The sequence below is a fragment of the Pseudomonas sp. GM74 genome, assembly GCF_000282455.1.
GTDB lineage: Bacteria > Pseudomonadota > Gammaproteobacteria > Pseudomonadales > Pseudomonadaceae > Aquipseudomonas.
Genome location: NZ_AKJG01000040.1, coordinates 42,340 through 56,387 on the forward strand (window position 1 = coordinate 42,340; position 14,048 = coordinate 56,387).

A 14,048-nucleotide genomic window follows, 5' to 3' on the forward strand; every position below is an offset into this window, starting at 1 on the left:
CCAACAACCCATCGAGCCAGTCACGTCGGACACGCATCAGCGTGCTCCTCGTCTCTCCTCGCCTTGAAGAAAGGGTGAATAGCATGTCCGCATCAATCACAGACGCCAAAGACCACGCTGCCGAAGCCGCTCCGATGAGAGCGCCGAACCGCGTCAAAGCCATCATGGGTGCCTGCTCGGGCAATCTGGTGGAGTGGTACGACTTTTTCATTTACGCCTACACCGCCATTTACTTTGCCGCTTCGTTTTTCCCCAAGGGAGACACCACTGGCCAACTACTGGCAACCGCGGGCGTCTTCGCCGTCGGCTTTTTCATGCGGCCGCTCGGTGGCTGGATATTCGGCTGGATCGCTGACACTCGCGGCCGCAAGGTCTCAATGATTATCTCGGTGTTCATGATGTGCGCCGGCTCGCTGCTGATCGCGGTCATGCCGACCTACGCAACCATAGGGGTCGCGGCGCCGATTCTACTCGTGGTTGCCAGGCTGATTCAGGGCCTGTCGGTCGGTGCGGAATATGGCACCGGCGCCACCTACATCAGCGAAATCGCGACACCGGGCCGGCGCTGTTTCTATGGCTCGTTTCAGTACTTCACCATCATTGCCGGTCAGTTGCTGGCCTTGATGACCGTAGTCATTCTCCAGCAAACCCTGACCGGCGAAGAGTTGCGCGAGTGGGGTTGGAGAATTCCGTTCTTCATCGGCGCGCTGAGCTCGATCGTGGTGGTGTATCTGCGCCGCGCCATGCATGAAACCGCCAACAAGAAAGACATGAACCGCAAAGATGCCGGCTCACTGCGCGGCATGTTCAAACACAAACGCGCGGTTGCCCTGGTGGTGGCGTTCACCATCGGCGGTTCGCTGTATTTCTATACCTTCACTACCTACATGCAGAAGTTCCTGGTGATCTCCGCCGGTTTTAGCCCGGAAACGGTCAGCTTCATCATGACGGCGGCCCTGATCGGCTTCATGCTTTGCCAACCGCTGTTCGGCTTGCTCGCCGACCGTATCGGTATCAAGGCGCACATGCTGATGTTTTCCGGGCTGGCCATGTTGCTGGTGATCCCCCTGCTCTACTCGCTGCAATCGGTCAGCAACCCGTTCATGGCATTCGTGCTGGTGTTTGGCGGCCTGGCCATTGCGTCGCTCTACACGCCGATTGCCGGGATCGTCAAAGCCGAGCTGTTCCCGCCTGCTGTCCGTGCATTGGGGGTTGGATTTCCCTACGCGGTGGGCAACGCGGCATTTGGCGGCACCGCCGAATACGTGGCCTTGTCGCTGCGTTCACAGGGCATCGAGGAGTATTTTTTCTTCTACGTAGCGGCGGTCGTGACCATCACCTTCGTCGCCGCGATGCTGATGCCAAACCTGTCGCGTTACGGCTATATCAGCGGCTCAGGGGAGATTGAAGAACGTACCGGTTTGAAGGGATGTGTTAAGCCGCATGCTGCGCGAGTCTGATTGACGGAGGATCTCCAGACTTCCTTCAAGGGCCCATGATATGTCATGGGCCCTTTTTTCATCATCGTATGGCAGATGCAGGTGCTACCTGCGTTACAGATTCGGGGATGATGTTGCCCACCTTTTCCCGATGCGGCCATGCCTGCAAATCAAGATCAAGATCCTTGAATTGACTTGAGTCGAAGATCGGTGTCTTGATGCCGGCCTTACGCTGCTGGTCATAGTCGCGCAGCAAGCGCATGCCGACGTTGAACAACAGCGCCAGGGCGATCAGATTGACGAAGGCCAACAACGTCATGGTGATATCGGCAAAGGCGAAGACCGTGCCCAGATTTTGAACGGCGCCCCAAAGGATCAACAGCAACACCAAGCCACGATAAACAATCACCGCAGCACGCTTGTCCCCCAGTAGAAAACGCAGGTTGTTTTCGCCCAGATAGTAGTTGTAGAGGATCGACGTGAAGACAAACAGAGCCAACGCCACGCTGATGAAAGTTCGCCCCCAATCCCCAACCACTGCCGCCAGTGCGTTCTGTGTCAGTACCAGGCCATCACCCTCGAAACCCGGCGTGTAAAAGCCCGACAACAGGATCAACAGTGCTGTGCAGGTACAGATCACAAAGGTATCCAGGAAGACGCTGAAAGCTTGAACCACCCCTTGAGCCGCCGGGTGATCGACTTTCGCTACGGCGGCTACGTTGGGCGCACTGCCCAGGCCAGCCTCATTGGCAAACACCCCGCGCTTGACGCCCATGACGATAGCACTGCCAACCAGACCTGCGAATGCCTGGTCGAGACCAAAGGCACTTTTGAAAATGGTCATCAGCATGCCCGGTACATGGTCAAACTGAAGCACGATCACATAAACGGTCACGCCAATGTAAGCCAGTGTTTTGACCGGCACCAACAGGTCCGAGACGGCAGCGATGCGCTTGATGCCACCCATGAATACCAAACCGAGCAATACAGCAATCGCAATGCCGGACCAGGTCGTAGAGAAACCGAACGCATTGTTCAGCGAGTGAGTCACGGCATGGGATTGCAGCCCGTTGAAGGCAAAACCGAAAGTCACCAAGAGCAACACGGCCATGACCCTGCCCAGCCACGCCTGTTTCAGTCCGTACTGGATGTAGTACGACGGCCCACCACGAAACTGTCCCTTGGCGTCGCATCGTTTATACAACTGCCCCAGGCTACATTCAAAGAAGCTGGTGGACATGCCTACCAGCGCGGTCACCCACATCCAGAACACCGCACCGGGCCCGCCCAACGTCACGGCCAACCCGACTCCGGCGATATTGCCAGCCCCAACGCGACCCGCCAGGCTAAGCATCAAGGCCTGGAATGAACTGATCTGACCGGCACTTTTCTGCACGCTATCGCGAAAGGCACCGAACATATGCAGGAAATGGCGGAACTGGACAAAGCGAGAGCGAATCGTGAAGTAGCCACCCAGGCCTACGATGAGCACGATCAGGAGCTTTCCGGAAAGAAAGCCGTTTATGACTTCGAGCATGATTTGAACCTCTTGTTGTTATGGATTACAGGCATGCACGCGCCCTCACACATCGCCGCGGCAGGCATGTGAGATGAAACGCGTTGAATGGCAACCGCGGGGCCCCTGTCAGGCTCCCGCCAAAAAACGGGGAGCGCTCAGGGCGATCGGACTTACCCGGTTCGACTGCTGGTCTGGAAATCAGTGATCTGTTTCCACATCGCGATGGGGTTGGAGTACATGGGGAAGTGGCCGCAGGCCGGAATCGGCGCCAAACGCACGCCTTGGGCCTCAATGTGCGAAAGGTAGGACAGTGAAGCGTTCTGCTCGCCGTACATGAACATTCGCGGGCACTTCAAGCCGAGAAACTTGCTCATCAGGTCGGCGTTATCGGAAAGGTCGACCATCGACTGGAAAATCCCCCGCACGGCCCCGGCACGCACCTTGTGCCTGAGGCTCGCCGAATAGAGTGCGCTGGCGTATGCCGGAGCCTGCCGGGCACGCTCGATGAATGCCGTTAAAAACTTCTCTGGATCATCGCTTGGAAAATCGACGATCTGCCGACTGAGAAAGCAGTCTTCCGGGGCAATATTGCCCTCTATATCGACGAAAGTGATTATCCGTTCCGGGAATTGATGGGCCAGCATCAGCGCGGTCAGTCCGCCCATGGAGTGGCCGACCAGATGGAAGCGCTCGATCCCGAAATGCTCCAGCATCTGCAGCGCAGTCTGCAGCAGAAATGGAATCGAAATACTGGAAAGGTCGCTGCACTGGCTCTCACCACAACCCGGTGCGTCGTAGGCGAGGAAGGGATGCCCGGTGAATTCTGCGTGCTGCACGATGTCGGCGTAGTCCTCCTTGGTTGAACCAAAACCATGCAGGAACACAATCGGCGTCAGGTTGCCACTGCGATGAATGGCGGCGACGTTCAGCTGGACACCCTCTACCGTCAGAGGGAGTTGCGTGTGAGTGAACGTTTCGGATGCGGTCACGAAAATGACTCCTTGGACGATAAGACTGCCACCGAAACAGGTCATCGGCGACAAGCCCAATTTCAGCCGGCTCGAGTCTTATGTAAATTCCTAATTGTGGAACGTTTCCATACGCCAAACCTATCATTCATCGCTCACTCACAGCCCTTGCCCGTCTCAGGCCTTTTTCCGCAGTCGGGCAATGACTTCTGCTATAAGCGGATTGGGCCGATCCGCATTCCAGGCAACCGCCGTCGTCACCACGTTAAGCTTCTGACTCAATGATCGAAATACCACATTATCCGGTGCCATTTTTTTCAAGGACGCCGGCACCAGAGCGATGCCCTGCCCATAGCTGACAAAGGCAATTTGCGAAGCGACAGAACGCACTTCATGCAGTACGCGAGGGGAAAAACCGCTGGCTCGACATGTCGCGATCAAGTAGTCGAAATAGACCGGGCTGACCTTTCGCGAAAACATCACCAAAGGTTCGTTGGCCAGGCTGGACAAACTGATACGTGTTCGCGCAGCCAATGGGTGGTCACTGGGTAACGCCACGACCAGACGATCCTCCAGCAACGGCAGTGACTGGATCGAGGTGCCCAGATCACCGTCCAGACGGGCGAAGGCCAGGTCGATATCACCGGCTTCCAGTGCCGGAACGGCCTCTACGCTGTCGATTTCCCGCACGGAAACGGTCAGGTGAGGATATTCGTCTTTCATCTGTTCGATCAAACCGGGCAGTACGTCGAACATGGCCGTGGAGATGGCCCCGATGGTCAACATCCCCGACTGCCCCGCTACCGCCTCCTCCACCGCCAGTTCCAGGCGCTCGAGTTGCTCGGCGAATTTACGCACCGCCGGCAGTATCGCCGCCCCCACGGGGGTCAGTTTCGCCCCGCGCCGCGAGCGCTCGAACAGTTGGACCTTGAGTGCCTGCTCCAGCACCTGTATCTGCTCGCTCAGGGGAGGCTGAGACATGCCAAGCCGCTTGGCCGCACGGCCGAAATTCTGTTCTTCGGCGACGGCCAGGAACAGCCAGAGGTGACGGATCAGACGGAAATTGATCATGATTAATCCATAGGTTTAGCGTATCTAACGCTTCTGTGATTAGTAATATACCTATCAAACCTCCTCGTCGACACTGGCCGCCTCCGTCACCACAGGGGCTACCCCATGAACAACAAGAGTTTATTGGACCGCTTGGCGGCACTGGACACCAACACGGTATCCGACGCCCTCGACTTCCTCGGCCTGACTGGTGCCACCGTGGGGCTACGCCCACTGTGGAACTGCCCGAAGATCGTTGGTCGCGCCAGCACCGTGCTGCTGGCGCCAAAGTCCGGCAACGTGCCCACCGTGCATCTGATCACCCCAGTAGTTGAACAGATCGACAGCGACGATCGAGTGCTGGTGATCGCCGGTGGTATCGAAGGAATTTCCTGCTGGGGCGACATTCTTGCCAACGCCGCGGCCGGCAAGCACGTGCGCGGTACGGTCATCGACGGATTCAGTCGCGACATCGACGGCAGCGAGTCGATTGGCTACCCGGTATACGGCCGTGGCGTCACCATGATCAGCGCGCGCAATCGGGTGGTGCAGATCGATGCCGCCGTGACGATCAATGTTGCCGGCGTCGACGTCAGCGAAGACGACTATGTCATCGCCGATAACTGCGGCACGGTGTTCGTGCCCCAGGCCTATATCGAGAAGGTAGTCGATCTTGGCGAGCGGATTACCCGCCGTCAGGACGGCATGGCGGAAGCTGTACGCAGCGGCCGCTCAGTGGCCAAAGTGATGCATGACTCCCAGTTCGAAGCTATCCAGGTGGAGTACGCCCGATGAATCTTGAAGACCAAGCACTTGTCGCCCTGTTTGAGGGCCTGGACACCCCTGGCGTCTCCGATGCCCTGGACAAACTCGGCCTGCCCGGCCAATGCCTCGGCGTGGCGCCGCTGGACAACTACAGCAAGGTTATCGTCGGACCGGCGTTCACCGTGCAGTACGTTTCGGCCTGTGTGCCTCCCGGTACCGTGGGCGACTTCATCGAAGACGTGCTCCCTGGGGACGTCGTGGTGATCGACAACGGTGGCCGCACCGACTGCACCGTCTGGGGCGACATCATGACCCAGTACGCCGGCAGCCGGCAGATCGCGGCCACCGTCATCGACGGTGTTTGCCGAGACGTGAACAAGGCGCTGGGCGACGGCTATCCGATCTTCAGCAAGGGCCGCTTCATGCGCACCGGCAAGGACCGCGTGCAGGTTCAGTCGGTCAATCAACCCGTGTCTGTCGGCACGGCCCGCGTCTGCGCCCGGGACATCGTGGTGGCCGACGCCAACGGCGTGGTGATTGTGCCTCGCGCCCGTGCGGCTGAAGTGGCGGCATGCGCCCGCCAGATCGAGTCGGTCGAAGCCGAAATTCGTGCACTGATCGCTCAAGGCAAAACCCTTAAAGAAGCCCGGGCCGTACTGGGATACCACAGCCTGCAGAGGAAAGACTGATGACCACGCTCCCCCTCCCCCTGAATTTCCACGAGCGTGCAAAAGTTTTGGGCAGTTCGACGCTGTATGAAGCGTCTCATCTGCCCTGTGCGGTCGACAGTGAGATCCGCCCGATCTGGGATGGCGCCTTCATTGCCGCGCCGGCCTACCCACTGGAGTGCTCGCCGGGTGACAACCTGTCGTTGCATCTGGCCATGGAGCGCGTGCCTCGCGGTAGCGTGCTGGTGGTGGGCACCGGAAGTTTCATCGCCGGTTACTGGGGCGAAGTACTCACTGTGGCGGCCGAAGCAGCGGGTGTTGTCGGCTTGGTCATAGATGGTGGCGTACGCGATATTGCAGCCCTGAAAAAACGCCAGTTTCCGGTGTTCGCGCGCGGCATCTCGGTCAAAGGCACCGTCAAGGTCAGCGCTCCCTCGGTCGGACAGGCGTTCAACTTCAACGGTGCACACGTCTCGCCAGGTGATCTGGTAGTGGCAGACGATGATGGCGTGATCATCATCCCCAAGGCGGATGCAGCACGTACCCTCGCTGAAGGCGAAGCTCGCGCGAACAAGGAAGCGCTGATGATGCAGGCATTGACCGAAGGTCGCTCAACCCTGGAACTGATGAACCTTACCGAATGGAGAACCCGTGCATGAGTGCCGATATCCAACGTCTGAACCAGCGCCTGGCCTGTGCGCAACCTTCCGCGACTTATCGAATAATCGATCGGGTGGCAGAACGCCGGGCGCAAGGTGCGAAAATCATTTCGCTGTGCGCTGGCGAGCCTGACTTTGATACCCCCAACCATGTACGTGAAGCGGCCATTCACGCCATTGAACACGGCCACACGCGCTACACCCAAGTCGCCGGTGTGCGCTCACTGCGAGAAGCGGTGGCCGCCAAGTTCCGTCGCGAAAACGGCCTGGACGTCACCTGGCAAGACACCCTCGTCTGCAACGGTGGCAAGCAGGTGATCTACAACGCCCTGGCTGCGACTCTCAATGAGGGTGACGAAGTCATCGTGCCGGCACCCTACTGGGTCAGTTATCCGGAGATGGTGCAACTGTGCGGTGGTGAAAGCAGAATAGTCACTTGCGAGGCCGATACCGGATTCAAGCTGACGCCCGCGGCACTGACCGCGGCGATCACACCGCAGACCCGCTGGCTGATCCTCAACTCGCCGTCCAACCCGACGGGCGCCGTGTACAGCCGAGACGAACTTCAAGCCCTGGCTGAAGTGTTGTTGGCCAATCCTCACGTGTTGATTCTGGCCGATGATATCTACGAACACCTGATCTTCGATGATCAAGCGTTCCATACCCTCGCCCAGGTTGAACCACGGCTCGCCACACGAACCCTGACCATGAACGGTGTTTCCAAGGCCTATGCCATGACCGGCTGGCGCATCGGTTTTGCCACCGGGCCACGCTGGCTGCTGGAAGCCATGGAAAAACTGCAAGGTCAGCAGACCTCAGGTGCAAGCTCGATCTCGCAGCAGGCTGCACTCGCCGCACTGGAGGGCCCAAAGGACTTCATCCGTGAAAGCCGTGCCGCTTTTCAGGGGCGTCGCGATTTGATGGTGGAGCTTTTGAACGCCACACCCGGTCTTGAATGCGTCAGCCCAGCCGGTGCGTTTTATGCGTTCGCCTCCTGCGCGGGGCTGATCGGTCGCACCTCCGCGGGCGGTCGAGCGCTGCTCACCGATGAAGATGTCGCCCACGCATTGCTCGACGAAGCGAATGTGGCAGTGGTACATGGCAGCGCCTTTGGCCTTGGCCCCTACATTCGCATCGCCTATGCCCTGGATGACGCTTCATTGCACAAAGCCTGCGAGGCCATCAGCACGTTCTGTAGCGCCCTGCGTTAACCCAAGTGTGTTTGAACGAACCCGGCCATCGCCGGGTTTCGTTTTTTCGGCACGGGTCAGACAGTCAGCGGTTTCTCCCCCACGCCCCCCGAAGCGTCCAGCGTGGCGGCGTCTCGTTCGGCCTCATCCTCACTTACCAACTCGCCCTCCCATTTCGCCACCACAGCCGTGGCGATGGAATTGCCCACCGCGTTAGTAGCCGAGCGGCCCATATCGAGGAAGGTGTCGATCCCCAGAATCAGCAGCAAACCGGCTTCAGGAATATCGAACTGGGTCAGCGTCGCGGCGATGACCACCAGTGAAGCGCGCGGCACGCCGGCCATGCCTTTGGAGGTCAGCATCAACGTCAACAACATAGTGATCTGCGTGCCGATGGACATTTCGATGCCATAGGCCTGAGCGATGAACAGTACGGCAAACGTGCAGTACATCATCGAGCCGTCCAAGTTGAAGGAGTAGCCCATCGGCATGACGAAACTCGAGATTCGGCGCTTGACCCCAAAGCGATCCAGCGCATGAAGAATCTTCGGGTAAGCCGACTCGGAGCTGGCCGTGGCGAAAGACAGAAGGAAAGCCTCTCTGATCAGCACCACCAGTTTGAACACCCGCCGCCCCAGGAACATCCAGCCGGCAAAAATCAACATCGCCCAGAGCACGATCAGGCCGAAATAGAAGTCGCGCATGAAGACGGCGAACTTGACCAGAATGGAGAGTCCGTTAATGGCCACGGTCGCGGCCATGGCTGCCATCACCGCCAGTGGTGCCAGCTTCATGACATAACCGGTGACCTTCAACATCGCGTGAGACAGGTCCTCAACGACATTGATCAGTCCCTCGGCTTTCTTACCCAGGGAAGCTAATGCCACGCCGAAAAAAAGCGAGAACACCACGATTTGCAGGATCTCGTTAGTGGCCATGGCCTCCGCGAAAGACTTGGGCACCAGATGCGTCATAAAGTCCTTGAGGGTGAACACCGACGTTTGCAGATTGGTGGCGCTAGTGACGTCTGGTAACGGCAACCCCAGGTTGTGCCCTGGCTGCAGGATGTTGGCCATGACCAACCCCACCGACAACGATATCAATGAAGCGGTGACGAACCAGCCCAGCGCTTTGCCAAATACACGACCGACAGCGGATGCATCCCCCATGTGTGCGATACCTACCACCAGCGTTGAAAACACCAAGGGGCCGATGAGCATTTTGATCAGGCGTAGAAAAATGTCAGAGATGATCGAGATGTACCCGGCGATCCGGGTCGCCGCTGCTTTGTCTGGAAAGTTCAGGAAAATCATGTAGCCGATAACGATCCCCAGCAGCATGGCGATCAGAATGCCTGCCGCAGCCGGTAGCCTGTTTTTCATAACGCACCTGTTGTCGTATTTTCTGGAAAGTAGCTTGGGCAAACGCCCGCGTAATCACGCGATAACGTTGAAAAGCGCAAGGGCCGCCGCAGTGCTACGGAATGAAAAAGGCAAGTGCAAAGTGCCTGTAATGGCAGGCCGAGGATGGATGCGGGTGGAACAGGTCATGGACAGAGGACAGGACGGGGCAAGCCAACTGCAGGAGGCTGTCATACATAGGTGCAACCCTCGATCTTATAGTTGTGGTTGCGTCGGTTACTTGCTGTACCGACGTGTCCCGAAAACTTCGCTAGTCATGCTCCCCCAATAAGAGCCGATCACGCTCTACCAGATATGCCCAAATGCTATGGCGGCGTGCTCAAACCCGACGCTTTCGTAAACGCCAACTTCTCGGTTTCCCTCCACCCATATTTTGTGGTTATCGCCGTTCACCACTGCGCCACGCATTTACCGTCCAGCTATATAAAACGGGCATATCTCAAAGACAAAAACGGTAGTCGTCGTTCTCCTTCAGCGCTCCCAGAATGTGTGAAAACACAAAAGCAGCACTGCTTGGGAGATGGGCATGTCAACAGAAGCTGAACAAACCGTGGGACAGGATTGGCAGGAGGACGTATTCCGCGTGCTCAAGGCCCACGACGTCAAACACGTGGTCTTCGTACCGGATGCAGGTCACTCGGCGGCCATCCGCATGTCGTATGCCGACCCGGACATCAAGGCCGTTGTCCTCACCACCGAAGAAGAAGGCATCGGCTACCTCGCCGGCGCCTGGCTTGGCGGTGAACGTGGCGCCCTCTTGATGCAGTCCAGTGGTGTCGGTAACTGCATCAACACCCTGGCACTTCAGGTGTGTGCCGGCTTCCCGCTGTTGATGGTGGTCACCATGCGAGGCGATTGGGCCGAATTCAACGCGTGGCAGAACCCGATGGGCCAGGCCACCGAAGCCTCCCTGAACTTGATGAAAGTCATGACATGGCGTGCGGACGTGCCTGCAGATGTCGCCCCGCTGCTGCACGGTGCCGCGACCATGGCCTTCAACGGTGATTCCGCCACTGCCCTGCTGCTCGGCCAGCGCCTGATTGGAGAAAAGAAATGGGTCAAGTAAGCGCAAACCATACCCTGTGCCGCCGCGAAGTGGTCAAGGCCTTGCTGGCCGACCGCAAAGATGTGCTGGTCGTGACAGGTCTGGGCTCGGCGTCCTATGACGTCATGGCCGCCGGTGACAATGATCTTAATTACTACCTCTGGGCCGCCATGGGCAGCGCCATCACAGTGGGACTGGGCCTGGCCAACGCTCAGCCGGACAAGTCTGTGGTGGTGGTCACCGGTGACGGTGAGTTGCTCATGGGCTTCGGCGCACTGGCCACCGTCGCGCTGCAAAAACCCGCCAACCTGACCATCGCCGTACTCGATAATGGCCACTTTGGCGAGACCGGCATGCAAGTCAGTCACGCCGGTTTCGGTATTTCCCTGGACCAGGTGGCGAAGACCTGCGGTTTCAGCTGGACCGACGAAATTCGCGACATGGAAGGCGTACACAACCTGCGCGAACGCTTCGCTACCCGCGAGGGCGTCAAGCTCGCAACGATCAAGATCAAGGCAGAGAACCCGCCACGTGTACTGCCACCGCGTGATGGTCACTACATCAAGAATCGCTTTCGTGCCGCGCTGGGTTTCAACACGATCTGATTGCGCCCTACCCGGACCCGGTCACGCAGGGCCGATGCCATGCGTGACGCGTTGAGGAGAATAATAATGACTGACCGCAACTCTGAAGAACTCAATGCCATCCGCGAGGGCGTGCGCGCCCTGTGTGCTGAATTCGATGCCGCTTACTGGCGCAAAATCGACGAAGAAAAAGGCTTTCCGGAAACCTTCGTCAAGGCCCTGACCGACGCCGGTTGGCTGGCCGCGATGATTCCTGTCGAATATGGCGGCTCCGGCCTCGGGCTGGCCGAAGCCTCGGTCATCCTCGAAGAAGTGAACCGCTGTGGCGGCAACTCCGGCACCGTTCACGGGCAGATGTACAACATGTTCACCTTGCTGCGTCATGGCAGCGAGGCACAGAAAAGCTACTACCTCCCGAAACTGGCCAACGGTGAACTGCGCCTGCAATCGATGGGTGTGACCGAGCCCACCACCGGCACCGACACCACCAAGATCAAGACCACCGCGATCAAACGCGGCGACAAGTACGTGATCAACGGACAAAAAGTGTGGATCTCGCGAATCCAGCATTCCGACCTGATGATCCTGCTGGCACGCACCACGCCGCTGGCCGAGGTGAAAAAGAAGTCCGAAGGCATGTCGATCTTCCTGGTCGACCTGCGCGAGGCCATCGGCAACGGCATGACCGTGCAGCCGATTGCCAACATGGTCAATCACGAAACCAACGAACTGTTCTTCGACAACCTGGAAATCCCCGCTGACAGCCTGATCGGCGAGGAAGGCAAAGGCTTCCGCTACATCCTCGACGGGCTGAATGCCGAACGCACCCTGATCGCCGCCGAATGCATCGGTGACGGTCGCTGGTTTATCGAAAAGGCCAGTGCCTACGCCCGAGATCGCGTGGTGTTCGGGCGCCCTATCGGGCAGAACCAGGGCGTGCAGTTCCCCATCGCCGAAGCCCACATCGAAATCGAAGCGGCTGACCTGATGCGCTGGCGTGCCTGCGAGGAATACGACAGCGGCATCAATGCCGGGGCCAGCGCCAACATGGCCAAGTACCTGGCGGCGAAAGCGTCCTGGGAAGCGGCCAACGCCTGCTTGCAAACCCACGGCGGTTTTGGTTTTGCCTGCGAATACGACGTCGAGCGCAAATTCCGCGAAACCCGTCTGTATCAGGTTGCTCCGATCTCTACCAACCTGATCCTGTCGTACGTTGCCGAACACCTGCTCGAGCTGCCGCGCTCTTTCTGATAACAAGAGAGATAAAAATCATGAGCCAGCCCAAAAGCATCCGTCCGCTCGATGGCCTTACCGTCGTCAGCCTTGAGCATGCCATTGCCGCGCCCTTCTGTACCCGACAACTGGCCGACCTCGGCGCCCGGGTGATCAAGGTCGAACGCCCAGGCACAGGCGATTTCGCCCGGGGCTACGACCAACGTGTCAACGGTCTGGCCTCGCACTTTGTCTGGACCAATCGTTCGAAAGAAAGCCTGACCCTCGACCTGAAGCAAGATTCGGCCGCCGACGTGCTGGACAGTTTGCTGGCCACCGCCGATGTGCTCGTGCAGAACCTGGCGCCTGGTGCGGCCGCGCGAATGGGGCTGTCATTTGAGGTGTTACATCATCGATTTCCGCGCCTGATCGTCTGCGATATTTCAGGCTATGGCGCCGGTGGCCCCTATGAGAAAAAGAAAGCCTACGACCTGCTGATTCAGAGTGAAGGCGGATTCCTGTCGGTCACCGGCGGCCAGGGCGAGGAAGAAATGGCCAAGGCCGGTTGTTCAATTGCCGATATCGCGGCCGGCATGTACGCCTACACCGGCATCCTGTCTGCGCTGTTGTTGCGTGAACGCACCGGTGAAGGCAGCCACCTCGACGTTTCGATGCTGGAAAGCCTGGTCGAGTGGATGAACTACCCGATGTACTACGCCTACGACGGTGCTCCTCCGCCCCCTCGCGCCGGTGCTGCGCACGCCACCATTTATCCCTACGGCCCCTTCCCTGTCGGTGACGGCACCACCGTGATGCTGGGTTTGCAGAACGAACGTGAATGGCAGTTGTTTTGCGAGAAGGTGCTGCTTGCGCCTGAGTTGGCCAAAGACCCACGTTTTTCGGCCAACTTCAAACGTGTCGAGAACCGCAACGCGCTACGGGAACTGATCATTGAATCGTTCTCCACGCTCGACTTCGATGCAGTGATAGATCGCCTGGACCATGCGCAAATCGCTAACGCTCGGGTGAACGATATGCAAGGTGTCTGGGACCATCCGCAACTTCAGGCCCGTGACCGTTGGCGAGAAGTCGAGACCTCTGCTGGCCCCATTCCAAGCCTGGTCCCCCCCGGCGGTAACAGTGCGTTCGAACCTCGTATGGATGCCGTGCCTGGACTTGGCCAACACACCGAACAGGTGCTCAAGGAACTGGGACTGGGGGCGGAGCGCATTGAAGAAATGCGTGCCGCCGGTGCCATCTGACTGCAACGATCAAAGATTTTCGAGAGAACACTGCCCAATGAAGATCCTGGTAACTGTGAAACGAGTGGTCGATTACAACGTGAAAGTTCGCGTGAAAGCGGACCATTCTGGCGTCGACCTCGCCAACGTCAAGATGTCGATGAACCCGTTCTGTGAAATCGCCGTGGAAGAAGTGGTGCGTCTGAAAGAACAGGGGGTTGCCACTGAAATTGTGGTCGTCAGCATTGGCAGCAGCGCGGCACAGGAGCAACTGCGCACCGCGCTGG

The 14,048-nt window shown here is 58.5% G+C and carries 14 protein-coding genes; 10 read left to right on the forward strand and 4 right to left on the reverse strand.

Going from position 1 to position 14,048, the window contains the following annotated elements; all coding sequences use genetic code 11:
• The first annotated feature begins 83 nt into the window (after nt 1-83).
• Nucleotides 84-1,460: an MFS family transporter gene (locus tag PMI34_RS21175; protein WP_008047662.1), complete on the forward strand. Its 1,377-nt coding sequence runs from the start codon at nt 84-86 to the stop codon at nt 1,458-1,460.
• A 61-nt stretch (nt 1,461-1,521) separates the two neighbouring features.
• On the opposite strand, the gene PMI34_RS21170 is transcribed toward PMI34_RS21175, so the two are convergent.
• The 3 genes from PMI34_RS21170 to PMI34_RS21160 all read right to left on the reverse strand — a co-directional run bounded on the left by PMI34_RS21170 (nt 1,522) and on the right by PMI34_RS21160 (nt 4,997).
• Nucleotides 1,522-2,976, reverse strand: a complete 1,455-nt coding sequence (locus PMI34_RS21170) for an alanine/glycine:cation symporter family protein (protein WP_008047664.1) — start codon at nt 2,974-2,976, stop codon at nt 1,522-1,524.
• A gap of 152 nt (nt 2,977-3,128) precedes the next feature.
• A complete protein-coding gene (locus PMI34_RS21165; protein ID WP_008047666.1) occupies nt 3,129-3,947 on the reverse strand; it encodes an alpha/beta fold hydrolase in 819 nt (272 codons plus the stop codon).
• A 156-nt stretch (nt 3,948-4,103) separates the two neighbouring features.
• Nucleotides 4,104-4,997: a LysR family transcriptional regulator gene (locus PMI34_RS21160; protein ID WP_008047670.1), complete on the reverse strand. Its 894-nt coding sequence runs from the start codon at nt 4,995-4,997 to the stop codon at nt 4,104-4,106.
• A 105-nt stretch (nt 4,998-5,102) separates the two neighbouring features.
• Here PMI34_RS21160 and PMI34_RS21155 point away from each other — a divergent pair, with 105 nt between their 5' ends.
• Genes PMI34_RS21155 through PMI34_RS21140 form a run of 4 tightly spaced genes read left to right on the forward strand, consistent with a single transcriptional unit; the run spans nt 5,103 to nt 8,279 of the window.
• Nucleotides 5,103-5,771 carry an RraA family protein gene (locus PMI34_RS21155; RefSeq protein WP_008047671.1) on the forward strand — a complete coding sequence of 223 codons (669 nt, stop codon included), beginning with the start codon at nt 5,103-5,105 and terminating at the stop codon, nt 5,769-5,771.
• Nucleotides 5,768-6,430 (forward strand): RraA family protein, encoded by a 663-nt coding sequence (locus PMI34_RS21150; protein ID WP_008047672.1) that lies wholly within the window; start codon nt 5,768-5,770, stop codon nt 6,428-6,430. Before PMI34_RS21155 ends, PMI34_RS21150 begins: the two co-directional genes overlap by 4 nt.
• A complete protein-coding gene (locus tag PMI34_RS21145; RefSeq protein ID WP_008047673.1) occupies nt 6,430-7,068 on the forward strand; it encodes an RraA family protein in 639 nt (212 codons plus the stop codon). The genes PMI34_RS21150 and PMI34_RS21145 overlap by 1 nt, the downstream gene beginning before the upstream one ends.
• Entirely contained in the window at nt 7,065-8,279 is a 1,215-nt protein-coding gene (locus PMI34_RS21140) for a pyridoxal phosphate-dependent aminotransferase (RefSeq protein WP_008047674.1), read from the forward strand. Before PMI34_RS21145 ends, PMI34_RS21140 begins: the two co-directional genes overlap by 4 nt.
• Before the next feature lie 56 nt (nt 8,280-8,335).
• Here the strand turns inward: PMI34_RS21140 and PMI34_RS21135 are convergent, their stop codons facing one another.
• Nucleotides 8,336-9,640, reverse strand: a complete 1,305-nt coding sequence (locus PMI34_RS21135) for a dicarboxylate/amino acid:cation symporter (RefSeq protein ID WP_008047675.1) — start codon at nt 9,638-9,640, stop codon at nt 8,336-8,338.
• Nucleotides 9,641-10,205: 565 nt separating this feature from the next.
• Between PMI34_RS21135 and PMI34_RS21130 the strand changes: the two genes are divergently transcribed.
• The 5 genes from PMI34_RS21130 to PMI34_RS21110 all read left to right on the forward strand — a co-directional run.
• Nucleotides 10,206-10,745, forward strand: coding sequence for a thiamine pyrophosphate-binding protein (locus tag PMI34_RS21130; RefSeq protein WP_003174430.1), 540 nt, complete (start codon nt 10,206-10,208; stop codon nt 10,743-10,745).
• Complete coding sequence (locus PMI34_RS21125) at nt 10,733-11,329, forward strand: thiamine pyrophosphate-dependent enzyme (RefSeq protein WP_008047681.1); 597 nt, start codon at nt 10,733-10,735, stop codon at nt 11,327-11,329. Before PMI34_RS21130 ends, PMI34_RS21125 begins: the two co-directional genes overlap by 13 nt.
• A gap of 66 nt (nt 11,330-11,395) precedes the next feature.
• Nucleotides 11,396-12,559, forward strand: a complete 1,164-nt coding sequence (locus PMI34_RS21120; RefSeq protein WP_008047692.1) for an acyl-CoA dehydrogenase family protein — start codon at nt 11,396-11,398, stop codon at nt 12,557-12,559.
• Between the two features lie 20 nt (nt 12,560-12,579).
• Nucleotides 12,580-13,782 (forward strand): CaiB/BaiF CoA transferase family protein, encoded by a 1,203-nt coding sequence (locus PMI34_RS21115; RefSeq protein ID WP_008047694.1) that lies wholly within the window; start codon nt 12,580-12,582, stop codon nt 13,780-13,782.
• Between the two features lie 37 nt (nt 13,783-13,819).
• Nucleotides 13,820-14,048, forward strand: a 229-nt coding sequence (locus tag PMI34_RS21110) for an electron transfer flavoprotein subunit beta/FixA family protein (protein WP_008047697.1), incomplete at its 3' end; no start/stop codon positions are given.

Bases quoted from the DNA above. Each gene is read 5' to 3' on its own strand.
- PMI34_RS21175 (WP_008047662.1), top strand. From the start codon at position 84: ATGTCCGCATCAATCACAGACGCCAAAGACCACGCTGCCGAAGCCGCT.
- PMI34_RS21170 (WP_008047664.1), bottom strand. From the start codon at position 2,976: ATGCTCGAAGTCATAAACGGCTTTCTTTCCGGAAAGCTCCTGATCGTG.
- PMI34_RS21160 (WP_008047670.1), bottom strand. From the start codon at position 4,997: ATGATCAATTTCCGTCTGATCCGTCACCTCTGGCTGTTCCTGGCCGTC.
- PMI34_RS21155 (WP_008047671.1), top strand. From the start codon at position 5,103: ATGAACAACAAGAGTTTATTGGACCGCTTGGCGGCACTGGACACCAAC.
- PMI34_RS21150 (WP_008047672.1), top strand. From the start codon at position 5,768: ATGAATCTTGAAGACCAAGCACTTGTCGCCCTGTTTGAGGGCCTGGAC.
- PMI34_RS21145 (WP_008047673.1), top strand. From the start codon at position 6,430: ATGACCACGCTCCCCCTCCCCCTGAATTTCCACGAGCGTGCAAAAGTT.
- PMI34_RS21140 (WP_008047674.1), top strand. From the start codon at position 7,065: ATGAGTGCCGATATCCAACGTCTGAACCAGCGCCTGGCCTGTGCGCAA.
- PMI34_RS21135 (WP_008047675.1), bottom strand. From the start codon at position 9,640: ATGAAAAACAGGCTACCGGCTGCGGCAGGCATTCTGATCGCCATGCTG.
- PMI34_RS21130 (WP_003174430.1), top strand. From the start codon at position 10,206: ATGTCAACAGAAGCTGAACAAACCGTGGGACAGGATTGGCAGGAGGAC.
- PMI34_RS21125 (WP_008047681.1), top strand. From the start codon at position 10,733: ATGGGTCAAGTAAGCGCAAACCATACCCTGTGCCGCCGCGAAGTGGTC.
- PMI34_RS21120 (WP_008047692.1), top strand. From the start codon at position 11,396: ATGACTGACCGCAACTCTGAAGAACTCAATGCCATCCGCGAGGGCGTG.
- PMI34_RS21115 (WP_008047694.1), top strand. From the start codon at position 12,580: ATGAGCCAGCCCAAAAGCATCCGTCCGCTCGATGGCCTTACCGTCGTC.